A 12,925-nucleotide genomic window follows, 5' to 3' on the forward strand; every position below is an offset into this window, starting at 1 on the left:
ATGACTAGAAAAAGAGAATTAATCTTAAGGTTGGGAGTGGCTACTTACAGCCTTTGCATTATCTGTTTTTGTTTTACTCCCCAACCTCAACTTCCTACAGGAGTGGAAACTCCAGGTATTCAAACTTTTGGACGCCTGGTTTTTCTTTTAACTCCCTTAAACTCCCTTAGGAATCTGGGTGAAGTGACTAGTTTGGGACAAGTTATTTGGATCTTTTTGCAGAACATCTTAAATGTCTTCTTGCTCTTCCCTCTGGTCTTTCAACTCCTCTATCTCTTTCCCTCTCTAAGAAAAACTAAAAGGGTTCTTCTTCTTAGTTTTATACTGAGCTTGGGAATCGAGTGCACACAACTAGTTTTAGACTTTTTCTTTGATTTTAATCGTGTGTTTGAGATAGATGATTTATGGACTAATACCTTGGGGGGCTACCTAGCTTGGGTTCTTTACAGAAAATTAAATGTAACTAAACATACAAAGGAATTAACATGAGTATTTTAGAAGTTAAAAATCTGAGTCACGGTTTTGGTGACCGTGCAATTTTTGAAGATGTCTCCTTCCGTCTCCTCAAGGGAGAGCATATCGGTCTTGTCGGTGCCAACGGTGAAGGAAAATCAACCTTTATGAGTATCGTGACTGGTAAAATGCTACCAGATGAAGGGAAGGTGGAGTGGTCTAAGTATGTGACTGCTGGCTATCTGGACCAGCACGCTGTACTAAAAGAAGGCCAAACCGTGCGTGATGTTTTGCGTACAGCCTTTGATGAGCTTTTTAAAGCAGAAGCTCGTATCAATGACCTCTACATGGAAATGGCAGAAGAAGGAGCAGATATCGATGCGCTGATGGAAGAAGTCGGGGAGCTTCAAGATCGTTTGGAGAGTCGTGATTTTTACACTCTAGATGCCAAGATTGATGAAGTAGCGCGTGCCCTCGGTGTCATGGACTATGGTATGGATACAGACGTAACAGCCTTGTCAGGTGGACAAAGAACAAAGGTGCTTTTAACCAAACTCCTCCTTGAAAAGCCAGATATCTTGTTACTGGACGAGCCAACCAACTACTTGGATGCCGAGCACATTGACTGGCTCAAACGCTATCTCCAAAACTATGAGAATGCCTTTGTCCTTATTTCGCATGATATTCCTTTCCTGAATGATGTTATCAATATCGTCTACCATGTGGAAAACCAACAGCTGACCCGTTACTCAGGAGACTACTACCAGTTCCAAGAAGTCTATGCTATGAAGAAATCTCAGCTGGAGGCAGCCTACGAACGCCAGCAGAAAGAAATTGCTGACCTTAAGGACTTTGTTGCTAGAAATAAAGCGCGTGTTGCAACACGAAACATGGCCATGTCTCGTCAGAAGAAATTGGATAAGATGGACATCATTGAACTCCAAAGTGAGAAGCCAAAACCATCCTTTGATTTCAAACCAGCTCGTACACCTGGGCGCTTTATCTTCCAAGCCAAGGACTTGCAGATTGGTTATGACCGTCCACTTACCAAACCCTTAAACCTCACCTTTGAACGCAATCAAAAGGTTGCCATTATTGGGGCAAATGGTATTGGGAAAACAACTCTCTTGAAGTCTCTCTTGGGGATTATTCCACCAATCGCTGGAGAAGTTGAACGTGGCGACTACCTTGAACTCGGCTACTTTGAGCAGGAAGTAGAAGGGGGCAATCGTCAGACACCACTCGAAGCTGTTTGGAATGCCTTTCCTGCTCTCAACCAAGCAGAAGTTCGGGCAGCCCTTGCTCGTTGTGGTTTGACGACTAAGCACATCGAAAGCCAGATCCAGGTCTTGTCAGGTGGGGAACAAGCCAAGGTGCGTTTCTGTCTCTTGATGAATCGTGAAAACAACGTTTTAGTACTTGACGAGCCGACCAACCACTTGGATGTGGATGCCAAGGAAGAACTCAAACGGGCTCTCAAAGAGTACAGAGGTAGTATCCTTATGGTCTGCCACGAGCCTGACTTTTATGAAGGCTGGATGGACCAAATCTGGGACTTTAATAAGCTAACTTAAAAGTACTAAAAAAGGCCAAGTCATTAGACTTGGTCTTTTTAACTAGTATTTTAAATAGCTTTCAATTTCAGATTTTTCAATTTCATGTCCATATTTGCATACAGGACAAGAGACATAGTAAGATTTTCCATATGGGAAGAGTGGAATCCAGTAGAGTGTAAACTTGCGTCCAGTTTCTACAATTTTCCAAGTGTCTGTATTGTTGCAGTGTCCGCACTCAATAGAACTTTGTGTATGTCCTAATTCTTTTACATAACCTTTAGAACCCCAAAATAGAATCATAACATCGTCTCCTTATCTGTTGATGGCTTATTTTTTGCTGAAATCGTAGTCCTTAACCACTTTGATACTGTCAATGGTGATAGCAGTAGTTGGTTTATCTTTTTCATCTTTTTCAGCCTTGGCAATCTTGTCGACAACATCCATGCCCTCAATCACTTGCCCAAAGACAGGATGTTTGCCATCTAGGCTAGGATTTCCGCCCTCTTTATAGGCTTCGATGATTTTCTTAGGATACTTGCTGGTAGGGAGTTTAGCTGAAATATCTGTTGAGTTTTGGTTGATGAAGAATTGGCTACCGTTGGTGTTTGGTTGACCAGTGTTAGCCATAGCAAGAGCTCCGCGGATATTGTATAGGTAAGGAGAAATTTCGTTTTTGAAACCAGTTCCCTTGTCCTTCGTTTTATCCTTATCATGCCAGATGGATTGGCCACCTGTACCATCTCCCTTAGGATCTCCAGTTTGGACCATAAAGCCATCAATTACACGATGGAAGGTGATGTCGTTATAGTAGCCTTCCTTAGCGTGAGTAAGGAAATTTTCAACTGCTAGAGGTGCTAGTTTTGGAAAGAGTTTGATGCGTATATCGCCTTGATTTGTGTGTAAAATGACCTCGGCTTCATCTTCGGCAACTTCTTTAGAAAGTTGAGGGAAGTTGGCATTTTCATTTGTTAAAGCGTCATTCAAATCTTTGGCAGCCTGAGCAGCTGCTTTTGAGCTTTCTTCTGCTGCAAGACTAGAATCGACATAGTCATCACCACGGAGACCACGTTGGATACTAGTACATCCAGCAAGGGCAATAGATGATAGTAAAAGAAGGGTTGCTAGTTTTTTCATTGTTTTCCTCTCAAAAATTCATTTCTATCATTGTACCCTAAAAGGGAGGTGATTTCAAATGTTAATGATTTAGGAGAATATCATAAGTTTAAAAAAAAAATAAAACACTGTCAAGTTTTTTTCTTGACACCTGTCAAAAATCTGCTATAATAGAACATGTGCTAAATAGCTCAGCTATTTCACCGAAATAAAAAATAAGAAAAGAGACATTAAAAAATGGCAGTTAAAATCCGTTTGACTCGTATGGGTTCTAAGAAAAAACCTTTCTACCGTATCAACGTAGCAGATTCACGTTCACCACGTGACGGACGTTTCATCGAAACAGTTGGAACTTACAACCCACTTGTTGCTGAAAACCAAGTGACTTTGAAAGAAGACCGCGTTCTTGCATGGTTGGCTGATGGAGCTCAACCTTCAGATACAGTACGCAACATTCTTTCAAAAGAAGGCGTATTGAAAAAATTCCACGATTCTAAATTCTCAAAATAAGTTTAAAGTAGGTTGACAGATGGATACGATTGAAAATCTCATTATTGCGATTGTGAAACCTTTGATTTCACAACCAGATGCCTTAACTATCAAGATTGAAGACACACCAGAATTTTTGGAATATCATTTGGATCTTGATCAAAGCGATGTAGGTCGTGTAATCGGTCGTAAGGGTCGCACTATTTCTGCGATAAGAACGATTGTCTACTCTGTCCCAACTGAAGACAAGAAAGTAAGAATCGTTATCGACGAAAAATAAGAAAAGCGGGACAGAAGTCTCGCTTTTTTGTGAGGAGCGGAAGCTATTTTCTTGCTATTTTCTTGCTATTTTATGGTTTTAAAAATTTATGAAATATTGGAATACTAATAAATATAAAAACAAAATTAATACTGTTGAATTTTATAAACATTTATATGAGGCTCATGATGTCAATGACTACATCAAGTTATTGAAATTATCTGGGGTTTTTACAAGTGGAAATTCTAGTGATGGTACTAAACTTATAGCTAAATATATTTTAGTGAAGAAATTTTATATATTGAATGAACAGATTGTAAATAAATTTCTATATGAGGTCTCAATCTTGAATCAACTTTATGAGATGATTCAGATTGAAAAAAAATCTCTTTTAGATAGCACAAAGAAAAATGTTCTACAGTCATCATTATACTACGCACAAGCGTACTATGAATCTTTTAAGAATGGTAACAACAGGCTTACAGATTTAAGTGATGGAATTGAAGAAATTTGGTTAAGATTAGGAGATGTTTTAAAAGACTCACTTCGAAAAAAGACAGTCTTTAAATGGGAAAAAGGCGCTAGTTTAACTCAGTCAGAAATTGAAAATATTTTTTCTATTTTTAGTCGCTTAAATATTTTTAGTTTAATAATTGACTTATGGACATACAGTGACATTGAATTTAAGATTTATGATAACCAAATTCATATTAAAGAGATAGGTGATTTTAGTATAAAACGATTATATACTTTAGCGACTTATTTAGATTTAAAAGATTTTAGAGCTCTTTTGGCTAGAAAACCTAATCTTGATTTTGATACTAAATTAGAAAAACTTGATGAAAAACGAAATTTATATAAATTATTAGAGAAGCAGGTTAAAGAATATTTTTATACTAAAAATTTTGAAGAAGAATATGATGGCATTAAACTAAGACAGTGGATGGATGCTTATTGGCTTTTATACGAATTATGCTTTGAATCCGATGAAAGAATTGTAGTAATTTCAAAGAACAAATTAAGAGAGCTATTTTTTGATAAAGGACTGCCAGAATACTTGCTTAAGCAACTGATTTTTAAAACTTCTTCTAGAGATTTGTATGATAGTCCACTTATAGAGTTTGAAGAAGTTTATGTTCTACTATCTAGTTTGGTTTTGTATACAGATTTTTCAAGAACAATTTTATCTGTTATATCAAGAAACCAACAAAGTAAAGAGACTGGAATAAATCAAAAAGGAAGAAATTTTGAACTTCATATTAACAGCTTAGCAAAAAAACAATTTTCTAAACAGTCTGGTGGGATAAAACGGAGTATTGATGGGGAGACATTTGAAATTGACGGAATTTTTTTTAAAGATGGGACATTAGTTATTCTAGAAGCTAAAACACAAAATCAACCAACTAATATCATTGAGTTCTACAAGAATCAAGTTGAGTTAAATAATTACATAGAAAAATTTAAAAGAAATTCTAAATATTTTACTGAAAATGAGAAAAAAATAATGGCAAAAAAACTTGGGATATATAGTAGTGATATTAAACGAGTGATAAATATGTTGGTTTCCAATGTTAGTCAGTATAATTCGAAACAAGGTGAAGTATATATTATTGATGAGATTGATTTTTCTAATTTTATGAATAGGAGAACTCCTCAGATTCATATTAGTGAAAAAGGTAATATACACTCTATAGGTATATTGCCTCAATTATATTCTGGTGAAGCAACTATTGATCAATTATTAAATCTTTCACAATCAAATCATAAAAGAGAATTGATTACGCAAAGAATAAAATATAGAAATATACAATGTAGCATAGGTGATAAGACTATCTCATTCAGTTTTAAGATATTAGAAGATATCAATGATACTATTTTGTAGTTTCGATAAAAATATCTATAGATTTCAAATTTAGAAGGATTTTTGGAAAATCTCCAAGAAAACTAGGAATGATCTCTTTTCAGTAATAAATGAGTTTTTCACCTTGTTTAGACTAGCTAGTAAGAGAGAAAGAGAAAGCATGAAACCAGAGGATTATGCATGGAATGAGTTTGAACGAACTGCCTATAAGACTAAAATGAATCACCTGCCCAGTCCTTACAAAGTTGCCGTTTGGGATGATTCTGAGAAAAGATTGGAACTAGAACAAATACTTGAAAGACTTCCTCAGAAAGAACTAGCTCAATGGGCATTAGAGAACTCGCGAGATTTCTTATCTTTAATTGATATCGGTGATGAAAGTGAGAAAAATAAAATAATTCGGCAAGCTTATGAGGCTTTTGATGCACGATTGAGAAATGAGATCTCACCTCATGAGTTGAGAAAAGCAGGTTTCGCAGCAAATCTCCTCTCTAAAAATGCCCAAAATCAAATCGCTAAGTACGCTGCCAGAGTCTTTGTACAAGCTATTTCAACAGCCCATATGAGAGGACACGCCATCGTTTCCTCTGATTATGCTATCAAAGTGAGGAATCTCCAAGAGGCAGACAAGTTAGAACTCGTGAGACAAGAACGAGAAAAGCAGATCAGACTGGCTGAATCCTTTTTAGCTAATGTAATAGATAAACGGTGAAAGAAGGCATAAAATACTAATCCTAGAAATAGCATCTAGGATTCTACTTATGCTAAAATGGAAAGACAGTCTCAAAGAATTTTAGTCAATCAATCTTGAGAATAGCTTTTTTAAAGGGAGTAACCATTTATGAACGAGAAAACGAAAGCTTACCTAGCAGCCATATCCTTTTCAGCAATCATTGGATTTTCTTTTTTATTTACTAAGATTGCTTTAGGCTATGCCAGTCCTCTTACGAACTTAGCGCATCGCTATACAATCGCAGCTTTGGTATTGGTCGTCCTTTATCAAACCAAACTTATCAAAGTGAGTTTAAGTAGAAAAGATATTCTTTCTATTCTTCCTATGAGTCTTTTCTACCCACTTCTCTTTTTTATTTTTCAATCCTTTGCTTTACAGTATATATCGTCTTCTGAAGCTGGAATTTTACAGGCTCTTGTCCCAATTTTTACGCTCCTTTTAGCATCAATCTTTCTCAAGGAAAAGACAAGCTGGCTTCAAAAGTTCTTTTTACTTTTATCAGTAGCAGGAGTAGTTTTCATCTTCCTTAGTAAAGGAGCGAACTTTGGTACAGAGACTGCTAGCTTGGGCTTTCTCTTGATGTTGGGGTCTGTTCTCGCCAATGCAATAAACAATATCCTCAGCAAATCCAAAGGAGGACGCTATCGAGCTATGGATATGACAGCTGTTGTGATATTTGTTGGCTTCATCACCTTTAATATGCTAAGCCTGACCTCGCACTATCTAAATGGCAACATATTCGCCTACGTTGCGCCTCTTGGGCAGCTACCCTATCTGCTTGCTATCCTCTATTTGGGAATTCTAGCGTCTATCGTGACAGGTAGTCTCTCTATCTATGCTATTGTTCGCCTCGGAGCATCAACCGTCAGTGTCTTTGGTAATCTTGGAACAGTTTTGACCATTCTAGCCGGAGCCCTTATCCTCCACGAACCAATTTTTAGTTATCATGTGATTGGAGCTACTTTGATTATTGCTGGAATTTTAGGCATGAATCTGATGAGAAAATAGTAAAGATTGCTTAGCAGTCTTTTTCTTTATCTAGATGATTCAGAAAATTCAAAATATTTAATGAAATAAAGTTTAGAAAACGATGATTTTAATTTAGCATGATAAAATAGATAAAAGAATGATACTAGAATAAAGAGGAGAGAGTGTAGAAATGAAGCAAAATGATATAGCTAAAGCTATTGCTTTTTATAACAGAAAACCCGAGACTTTGGTACGTCACATTATACCAGTCTTAGATTGTGATTTGGCTGTTTATCATCGCCCTGGAAGCTCAAGTAAGGGTCACATTATTTTTTATCATGGAGCTTGTGGCCGTAGTCAGATGTGAGCCCACCAGTATGATGCCTTTGAAGGATTTGACCTCTACTTTGTCAATGTTAGAGGACAGGGTGAATCACCTATGAAAGTTGGTCTACCTGACTTAGAAGGTGCTGTTCAAGATGTAGATGCTATTTTGACTTATTTCCAGCTAGATGAGGTGATATTGGTCGGACATTCTTGGGGAGGAAATCCACTTCAAGAGTACACCTATCGTCATCCAGATCGAGTTCTAGCCTTGGTCATGGTAGATAGTTGGGGACAGCATCGTTACTTATCAGATAAAGAGAGAAATCGCATAAAATATAGTTCTCTTATGTATAAAACGATTCCTTGGAAGGTGATTGCAGATAAGAACTCAAAAATGTGTACAGATAATCCTATCACAAGAGAATTAGTCAAGACAGCAATTATAGAAACTGGGCGAGATGTTTTTTTGAACCTTGGAATCACCGGTTTTTTGGCTGTCCATGAGATAGAAGGTTACCATGGAAATCCTCCTATGCTATTAGTAAGAGGCGAAAACGATTTTCCCAAACACCTAAAAATTATCTACGATGGTATCATTGCTCTAAATCCCAATGCGCGTCAAGTAACGATTTTAGATAGCAAACACCAACCTATGAATGACCATCCTGAAGAGTTTAATCAGCTTATTGGTGAATTTTTTGAAGAAGTAGTAGGCCCCTAAGATAGTATCTATCCAACTTGTGAAAATCCCTGGAACGTGATAAAATAAAGGATAGAAATAGATACAGGAGACAAGATGAACTACTTTAATGTTGGGAAAATCGTCAATACGCAAGGGTTACAGGGTGAGATGCGAGTCTTGTCTGTGACGGATTTTGCTGAAGAACGGTTTAAAAAAGGCGCAGAGCTGGCTTTATTTGATGAAAAAGACCAGTTTGTTCAAACAGTGACCATCGCCAGCCACCGTAAGCATAAGAATTTTGACATTATCAAATTCAAAGATATGTACCATATCAATGCGATTGAAAAGTACAAGGGTTACAATCTCAAGGTTGCTGAAGAAGACCTAAATGACTTAGAAGATGGGGAATTTTACTATCACGAGATTATCGGTTTGGAAGTTTACGAGGGAGACAACTTGATTGGAACCATCAAGGAGATTCTACAACCAGGAGCCAATGATGTCTGGGTGGTCAAGCGAAAAGGCAAGCGTGATTTGCTTTTACCTTACATTCCGCCAGTAGTTCTCAATGTTGATATTCCAAACAAGCGGGTCCAAGTGGAAATCTTAGAAGGACTAGATGATGAAGATTGATATTTTAACCCTCTTTCCTGAGATGTTTTCTCCGCTGGAGCACTCAATCGTTGGAAAGGCTCAAGAAAAAGGCCTCCTGGATATCCAGTACCATAATTTCAGAGAATACGCTGAAAAGGCCCGTCATGTTGACGATGAGCCCTACGGAGGCGGTCAGGGGATGTTGCTCCGTGCCCAACCTATTTTCGATGCTTTTGATGCTATTGAAAAGAAAAATCCCCGCGTCATTCTTCTTGATCCTGCTGGGAAACAGTTCGATCAAGCCTACGCTGAAGATTTAGCTCAAGAAGAGGAACTGATTTTTATCTGCGGTCACTATGAAGGGTATGACGAGCGCATCAAGACCTTGGTAACTGATGAAATTTCCCTAGGAGATTATGTCCTGACTGGTGGTGAGTTGGCTGCTATGACCATGATTGATGCAACGGTTCGCTTGATTCCAGCAGTGATTGGCAAGGAGTCTAGTCATCAAGATGATAGTTTCTCTTCAGGGCTCCTCGAATATCCCCAATACACACGTCCTTATGACTATCGTGGCATGGTGGTGCCAGATGTGCTCATGAGTGGTCATCATGAAAAGATTCGCCAGTGGCGGCTTTACGAAAGTCTAAAGAAGACCTACGAGCGCAGACCTGATTTGCTAGAAAACTATCAACCAACAGCAGAAGAAGAAAAAATGCTGGCAGAAATCAAAGAAAACAAAGAATAAAGGAGAACCTTATGCAAGTAATCAAACGTAACGGAGAAGTTGCCGACTTTGATCCAGATAAAATTTACCAAGCTGTCCTAAAAGCAGCGCAGACTGTTTATGTTTTGACAGATGACCTACGTCAAAACTTAGCTCAAGTCACTAAAAAAGTAGTCTTGGACTTGGAAGAAGCAAAAGTAGAACGTGCAACCATCAGTATGATCCAATCAATGGTTGAAAATCGTTTGCTGGGAGCAGGTTATATCACCATTGCAGAGCACTATATCTCTTATCGCTTGCAACGTGACTTGGAGAGAAGTGGTTACGGTGACCACATCGCAGTCCACCTGCATTTTGAACAAATTCGTTAAGAAAAAGAGTGGGATGAAAAATATCTCACTCTTTCTTAAATCTATTTTTTTGAGCTCTCTGGACAGTAGATGGGACAAAACGTAGCCTTTTGATATCAGTGATTCGGATGATACGTGTCACATTTTTTGTAAAATTTTTAACAACAATCTGTTGACGACTGGTATCATATTTGACAATATCACCAGTGAAGCTTGTTTCAGCTAGTATGACATGAACAGCCGTTTTTTTCTGGATGGCCTGTTCAATTGTGTTAATAAGGGAGTCGTTTTCAGAATAATCTTGTTCATTATGTCCACTGAGAAAGTCTTGTATCTTATCTAAGACTTGCTTGAATGTGTACGTCATAGGCGTCTCCCTTCTTATATATCCACATTATATAAAATTTTCCTAAAAACTACAAGATTTTTACGAATAGACTAGAGAAAGCATATCACAAAAAGGAGTTAAAATGGCAGAATTTACATTTGAAATCGAAGAACACCTACTGACCTTGTCTGAAAATGAAAAAGGATGGACAAAAGAACTAAATAGAGTCAGCTTTAATGGCGCACCAGCAAAGTTTGATATTCGAACTTGGAGCCCTGATCATACCAAAATGGGAAAAGGAATCACTCTTACAAACGAAGAATTTCAAGTAATGGTGGATGCTTTTAAAGGAAATCAATAAAAGGATATTGAGTTTTTGATTCAGTATCCTTTTTGGGTTAAATTGAGAAGTATGCTTGTCCCCTAAGTCGTTGTAATAGTAGGCGACCAATGAAACTAATCGCAATGATCTTGCCAAGATCAGGGAGGATAAAAGGAAGGACACCAACTGCTAGTGCCTTATCGAATGGCATACCAGCAAGGAAGTGGAGGCTGAGAATACCTCCGACAAAGACGAGGGAATCGCCCAAGAGGTTGGCTAGGAAAATGCGTATATGGCCACTATTTTGATGGATGAGATAAGATGTAAGTCCAGCATAGACAAGGTCGAACCAAAGATAGCCTGCACTTGGACCAACTAAAACGTGAAATCCAGCTCCTCCACCTGCAAAAACAGGTAAACCAATGACACCCATTAGGAGATAGAAAGCTACAGATAGAACGGCTTCCCTGGGTCTAAAAACAGTAGCAATCAGACCGATCGCAAAGTTTTGCAAAGTGAAGGGGACGGGACCGATAGGGAGACTGATTTGTGCCAATACGGCGATGAGAGCAGCACCGATAGCAGGAATGGCATAGATATAAGCTTTTTTCAAAACTGTTAACCTCTTTTCAAAATTATAGTAACTATTATACTAATCCAGAAAGAAAAGTCAACCTATTTTTTAAATTAAGGTAACAATTTTGTGACAGCCGATTTTGCATGTAAAAAGAGACCTCGGGAGGCCTCTTTTGATAATTAGCGCATGGTTACAAATTCTTCTGAGGCAGTTGGGTGGATAGCTACTGTAGCATCAAAGTCCGCCTTGGTTGCTCCCATCTTGATGGCAACAGCGAATCCTTGAATCATCTCATCCACTCCGTAACCGAGTCCGTGAAGGCCAATAACTTTTTCATCAATACCAGCGGTGATGAGTTTGAAGCGAGATTCCTGACGATGGTCTGTAACGGCAGAGTACATAGATGCAAAACTTGATTTGTGGACTTTAATGTGGTCTTGGCCGTATTCTTTTATAGCTTCTTCCTCGGTCAAACCGACGGTTCCGATTGCAGGGTGGGAGAAGACAACAGTGGGGATAGTCGTGTAGTCCATCTTAGCACTTGTTTTCCCATTAAAGAGACGTTCAGATAGGGTTCGTCCAGCCTTGATGGCTACTGGAGTTAGTTCCTTCTCACCCGTAACGTCTCCAAGGGCATAGATACCATCTACAACTGTATTTTGATACTCATCCACTTGGATAAATCCACGTTCGTTGAGTGTAACTCCAGCCTTTTCTAACTCCAACGCGTCTACATTTGGACGGCGACCAGTAGCCCAGATAACTTGGCTTGCAGTGTGACTGGAACCGTCTTCGAAATGAATCGTAATGCCTTGCACTGATTCTTCTAGTTTGACGGGTACCTTATGAGTGTGCAAAGGTAGGCCAGTTTTTTCCATTTCGTTGACGAGACCTTCCACGATGTAGCTATCAAAACCACGCAAAGGACGATCGCGGCGGACGAACAAATCAGTTTTTACACCGAGTGCATGGAGAACACCAGCTAGCTCAACTGCAATATAGCCAGCTCCTAGGATAGCAACGGATTCAGGAAGTTGCTCCCAAGCAAAGACATCGTCTGAGCTACCACCAAGTTCAGCTCCAGAAATGTTTGGGATGCTTGGACGAGCGCCAGTCGCAATCACGATGTGCTTGGCACGAATCAATTCACCATTGACGCTGACGGTGTGGGAATCAACAAAATGAGCACGCCCCTCAATCAAATCAACCCCGTTGCGTTTGAAACTTCCATCATAAGATGAGCGAGCGCGATCGATGTAGGCTTCACGGTTTTGACGAAGTTTTGCGAAATCAAATTGAACATCTGAACTCGTAAAACCATAGTCGGGGCCATAGTGGTGGAAGCTTTCAGCAATCTGCGCTCCATACCACATGATTTTCTTAGGAACACAACCAAGGTTTACACAGGTTCCACCCAATTTTTTCTCTTCGATAACAGCTGCCTTGGCGCCGTGTTCACCAGCTCGGTTCATAGTAGCGATGCCGCCGCTCCCTCCACCAATGGCGATGATATCATATTCTCTCATAGAAAACTCCTTATAGCTTTGATAGTCATATTCTATCCTTTTTACTTTTTGAATGCAAA

At 38.8% G+C, this 12,925-nt stretch carries 16 protein-coding genes and 1 pseudogene; 12 read left to right on the plus strand and 5 right to left on the minus strand.

Translation table 11 applies throughout. The annotated features are described in order from the left end of the window. Together FGK98_RS03625 and FGK98_RS03630 are read left to right on the plus strand one after the other, a co-directional pair. On the plus strand, positions 1–489 hold the full coding sequence (locus FGK98_RS03625) for a VanZ family protein (RefSeq protein ID WP_138100059.1): 489 nt from the start codon (positions 1–3) through the stop codon (positions 487–489). Then, positions 486–2,027: an ABC-F family ATP-binding cassette domain-containing protein gene (locus FGK98_RS03630; protein ID WP_138100060.1), complete on the plus strand. Its 1,542-nt coding sequence runs from the start codon at positions 486–488 to the stop codon at positions 2,025–2,027. Before FGK98_RS03625 ends, FGK98_RS03630 begins: the two co-directional genes overlap by 4 nt. A gap of 42 nt (positions 2,028–2,069) precedes the next feature. Here FGK98_RS03630 and FGK98_RS03635 read toward each other — a convergent pair whose 3' ends face one another. Together FGK98_RS03635 and FGK98_RS03640 are read right to left on the minus strand one after the other, a co-directional pair. Further along, complete coding sequence (locus FGK98_RS03635; RefSeq protein ID WP_138100061.1) at positions 2,070–2,309, minus strand: zinc-ribbon domain-containing protein; 240 nt, start codon at positions 2,307–2,309, stop codon at positions 2,070–2,072. A 27-nt stretch (positions 2,310–2,336) separates the two neighbouring features. Further along, the gene (locus FGK98_RS03640; protein WP_138100062.1) at positions 2,337–3,143 is read right to left on the minus strand and encodes a peptidylprolyl isomerase; all 807 of its coding nucleotides are present in this window, start codon (positions 3,141–3,143) and stop codon (positions 2,337–2,339) included. 216 nt (positions 3,144–3,359) lie between these two features. On the opposite strand from FGK98_RS03640, the gene rpsP reads away from it, so the two are divergent. From rpsP to FGK98_RS03685, 9 genes and pseudogenes are all read left to right on the plus strand, one after another. Continuing rightward, on the plus strand, positions 3,360–3,632 hold the full coding sequence (gene rpsP / locus FGK98_RS03645) for a 30S ribosomal protein S16 (protein ID WP_000268760.1): 273 nt from the start codon (positions 3,360–3,362) through the stop codon (positions 3,630–3,632). Between the two features lie 19 nt (positions 3,633–3,651). Continuing rightward, complete coding sequence (gene kphA, locus FGK98_RS03650) at positions 3,652–3,891, plus strand: RNA-binding protein KphA (protein WP_000379617.1); 240 nt, start codon at positions 3,652–3,654, stop codon at positions 3,889–3,891. 88 nt (positions 3,892–3,979) lie between these two features. Beyond that, the gene (locus tag FGK98_RS03655) at positions 3,980–5,752 is read left to right on the plus strand and encodes a hypothetical protein (protein WP_138100063.1); all 1,773 of its coding nucleotides are present in this window, start codon (positions 3,980–3,982) and stop codon (positions 5,750–5,752) included. Positions 5,753–5,891: 139 nt separating this feature from the next. Continuing rightward, positions 5,892–6,443, plus strand: a complete 552-nt coding sequence (locus FGK98_RS03660) for a putative immunity protein (protein WP_138100064.1) — start codon at positions 5,892–5,894, stop codon at positions 6,441–6,443. A gap of 129 nt (positions 6,444–6,572) precedes the next feature. Beyond that, positions 6,573–7,472 carry a DMT family transporter gene (locus FGK98_RS03665; protein ID WP_138100065.1) on the plus strand — a complete coding sequence of 300 codons (900 nt, stop codon included), beginning with the start codon at positions 6,573–6,575 and terminating at the stop codon, positions 7,470–7,472. Between the two features lie 151 nt (positions 7,473–7,623). Then, positions 7,624–8,481 (plus strand): annotated as a pseudogene (locus FGK98_RS03670) (alpha/beta fold hydrolase). Between the two features lie 75 nt (positions 8,482–8,556). Beyond that, entirely contained in the window at positions 8,557–9,075 is a 519-nt protein-coding gene (rimM, locus tag FGK98_RS03675) for a ribosome maturation factor RimM (RefSeq protein ID WP_138100066.1), read from the plus strand. Beyond that, positions 9,065–9,784, plus strand: a complete 720-nt coding sequence (gene trmD, locus FGK98_RS03680) for a tRNA (guanosine(37)-N1)-methyltransferase TrmD (protein WP_138101028.1) — start codon at positions 9,065–9,067, stop codon at positions 9,782–9,784. Before rimM ends, trmD begins: the two co-directional genes overlap by 11 nt. An 11-nt stretch (positions 9,785–9,795) precedes the next feature. Beyond that, a complete protein-coding gene (locus tag FGK98_RS03685; protein WP_001196053.1) occupies positions 9,796–10,134 on the plus strand; it encodes an ATP cone domain-containing protein in 339 nt (112 codons plus the stop codon). 25 nt (positions 10,135–10,159) lie between these two features. Here FGK98_RS03685 and FGK98_RS03690 read toward each other — a convergent pair whose 3' ends face one another. Next, entirely contained in the window at positions 10,160–10,480 is a 321-nt protein-coding gene (locus tag FGK98_RS03690; protein WP_138100067.1) for a hypothetical protein, read from the minus strand. A gap of 103 nt (positions 10,481–10,583) precedes the next feature. Here FGK98_RS03690 and FGK98_RS03695 point away from each other — a divergent pair, with 103 nt between their 5' ends. Beyond that, the gene (locus tag FGK98_RS03695; protein ID WP_000807436.1) at positions 10,584–10,802 is read left to right on the plus strand and encodes a YdbC family protein; all 219 of its coding nucleotides are present in this window, start codon (positions 10,584–10,586) and stop codon (positions 10,800–10,802) included. A gap of 37 nt (positions 10,803–10,839) precedes the next feature. Here the strand turns inward: FGK98_RS03695 and FGK98_RS03700 are convergent, their stop codons facing one another. Together FGK98_RS03700 and gor are read right to left on the minus strand one after the other, a co-directional pair. After that, positions 10,840–11,376, minus strand: coding sequence for a biotin transporter BioY (locus FGK98_RS03700; protein ID WP_138100068.1), 537 nt, complete (start codon positions 11,374–11,376; stop codon positions 10,840–10,842). Positions 11,377–11,519: 143 nt separating this feature from the next. After that, entirely contained in the window at positions 11,520–12,866 is a 1,347-nt protein-coding gene (gene gor / locus FGK98_RS03705; protein WP_138100069.1) for a glutathione-disulfide reductase, read from the minus strand. Between the last annotated feature and the right edge of the window lie 59 nt (positions 12,867–12,925).

Source organism: Streptococcus australis (assembly GCF_901543175.1).
GTDB classification, from domain to species: Bacteria; Bacillota; Bacilli; order Lactobacillales; family Streptococcaceae; genus Streptococcus; species Streptococcus australis_A.

Bases quoted from the DNA above. Each gene is read 5' to 3' on its own strand.
- kphA (WP_000379617.1), top strand. From the start codon at position 3,652: ATGGATACGATTGAAAATCTCATTATTGCGATTGTGAAACCTTTGATT.
- rimM (WP_138100066.1), top strand. From the start codon at position 8,557: ATGAACTACTTTAATGTTGGGAAAATCGTCAATACGCAAGGGTTACAG.
- FGK98_RS03660 (WP_138100064.1), top strand. From the start codon at position 5,892: ATGAAACCAGAGGATTATGCATGGAATGAGTTTGAACGAACTGCCTAT.
- FGK98_RS03640 (WP_138100062.1), bottom strand. From the start codon at position 3,143: ATGAAAAAACTAGCAACCCTTCTTTTACTATCATCTATTGCCCTTGCT.
- FGK98_RS03665 (WP_138100065.1), top strand. From the start codon at position 6,573: ATGAACGAGAAAACGAAAGCTTACCTAGCAGCCATATCCTTTTCAGCA.
- FGK98_RS03695 (WP_000807436.1), top strand. From the start codon at position 10,584: ATGGCAGAATTTACATTTGAAATCGAAGAACACCTACTGACCTTGTCT.
- FGK98_RS03635 (WP_138100061.1), bottom strand. From the start codon at position 2,309: ATGATTCTATTTTGGGGTTCTAAAGGTTATGTAAAAGAATTAGGACAT.
- FGK98_RS03690 (WP_138100067.1), bottom strand. From the start codon at position 10,480: ATGACGTACACATTCAAGCAAGTCTTAGATAAGATACAAGACTTTCTC.
- FGK98_RS03655 (WP_138100063.1), top strand. From the start codon at position 3,980: ATGAAATATTGGAATACTAATAAATATAAAAACAAAATTAATACTGTT.
- FGK98_RS03685 (WP_001196053.1), top strand. From the start codon at position 9,796: ATGCAAGTAATCAAACGTAACGGAGAAGTTGCCGACTTTGATCCAGAT.
- trmD (WP_138101028.1), top strand. From the start codon at position 9,065: ATGAAGATTGATATTTTAACCCTCTTTCCTGAGATGTTTTCTCCGCTG.
- rpsP (WP_000268760.1), top strand. From the start codon at position 3,360: ATGGCAGTTAAAATCCGTTTGACTCGTATGGGTTCTAAGAAAAAACCT.
- FGK98_RS03625 (WP_138100059.1), top strand. From the start codon at position 1: ATGACTAGAAAAAGAGAATTAATCTTAAGGTTGGGAGTGGCTACTTAC.
- FGK98_RS03630 (WP_138100060.1), top strand. From the start codon at position 486: ATGAGTATTTTAGAAGTTAAAAATCTGAGTCACGGTTTTGGTGACCGT.
- gor (WP_138100069.1), bottom strand. From the start codon at position 12,866: ATGAGAGAATATGATATCATCGCCATTGGTGGAGGGAGCGGCGGCATC.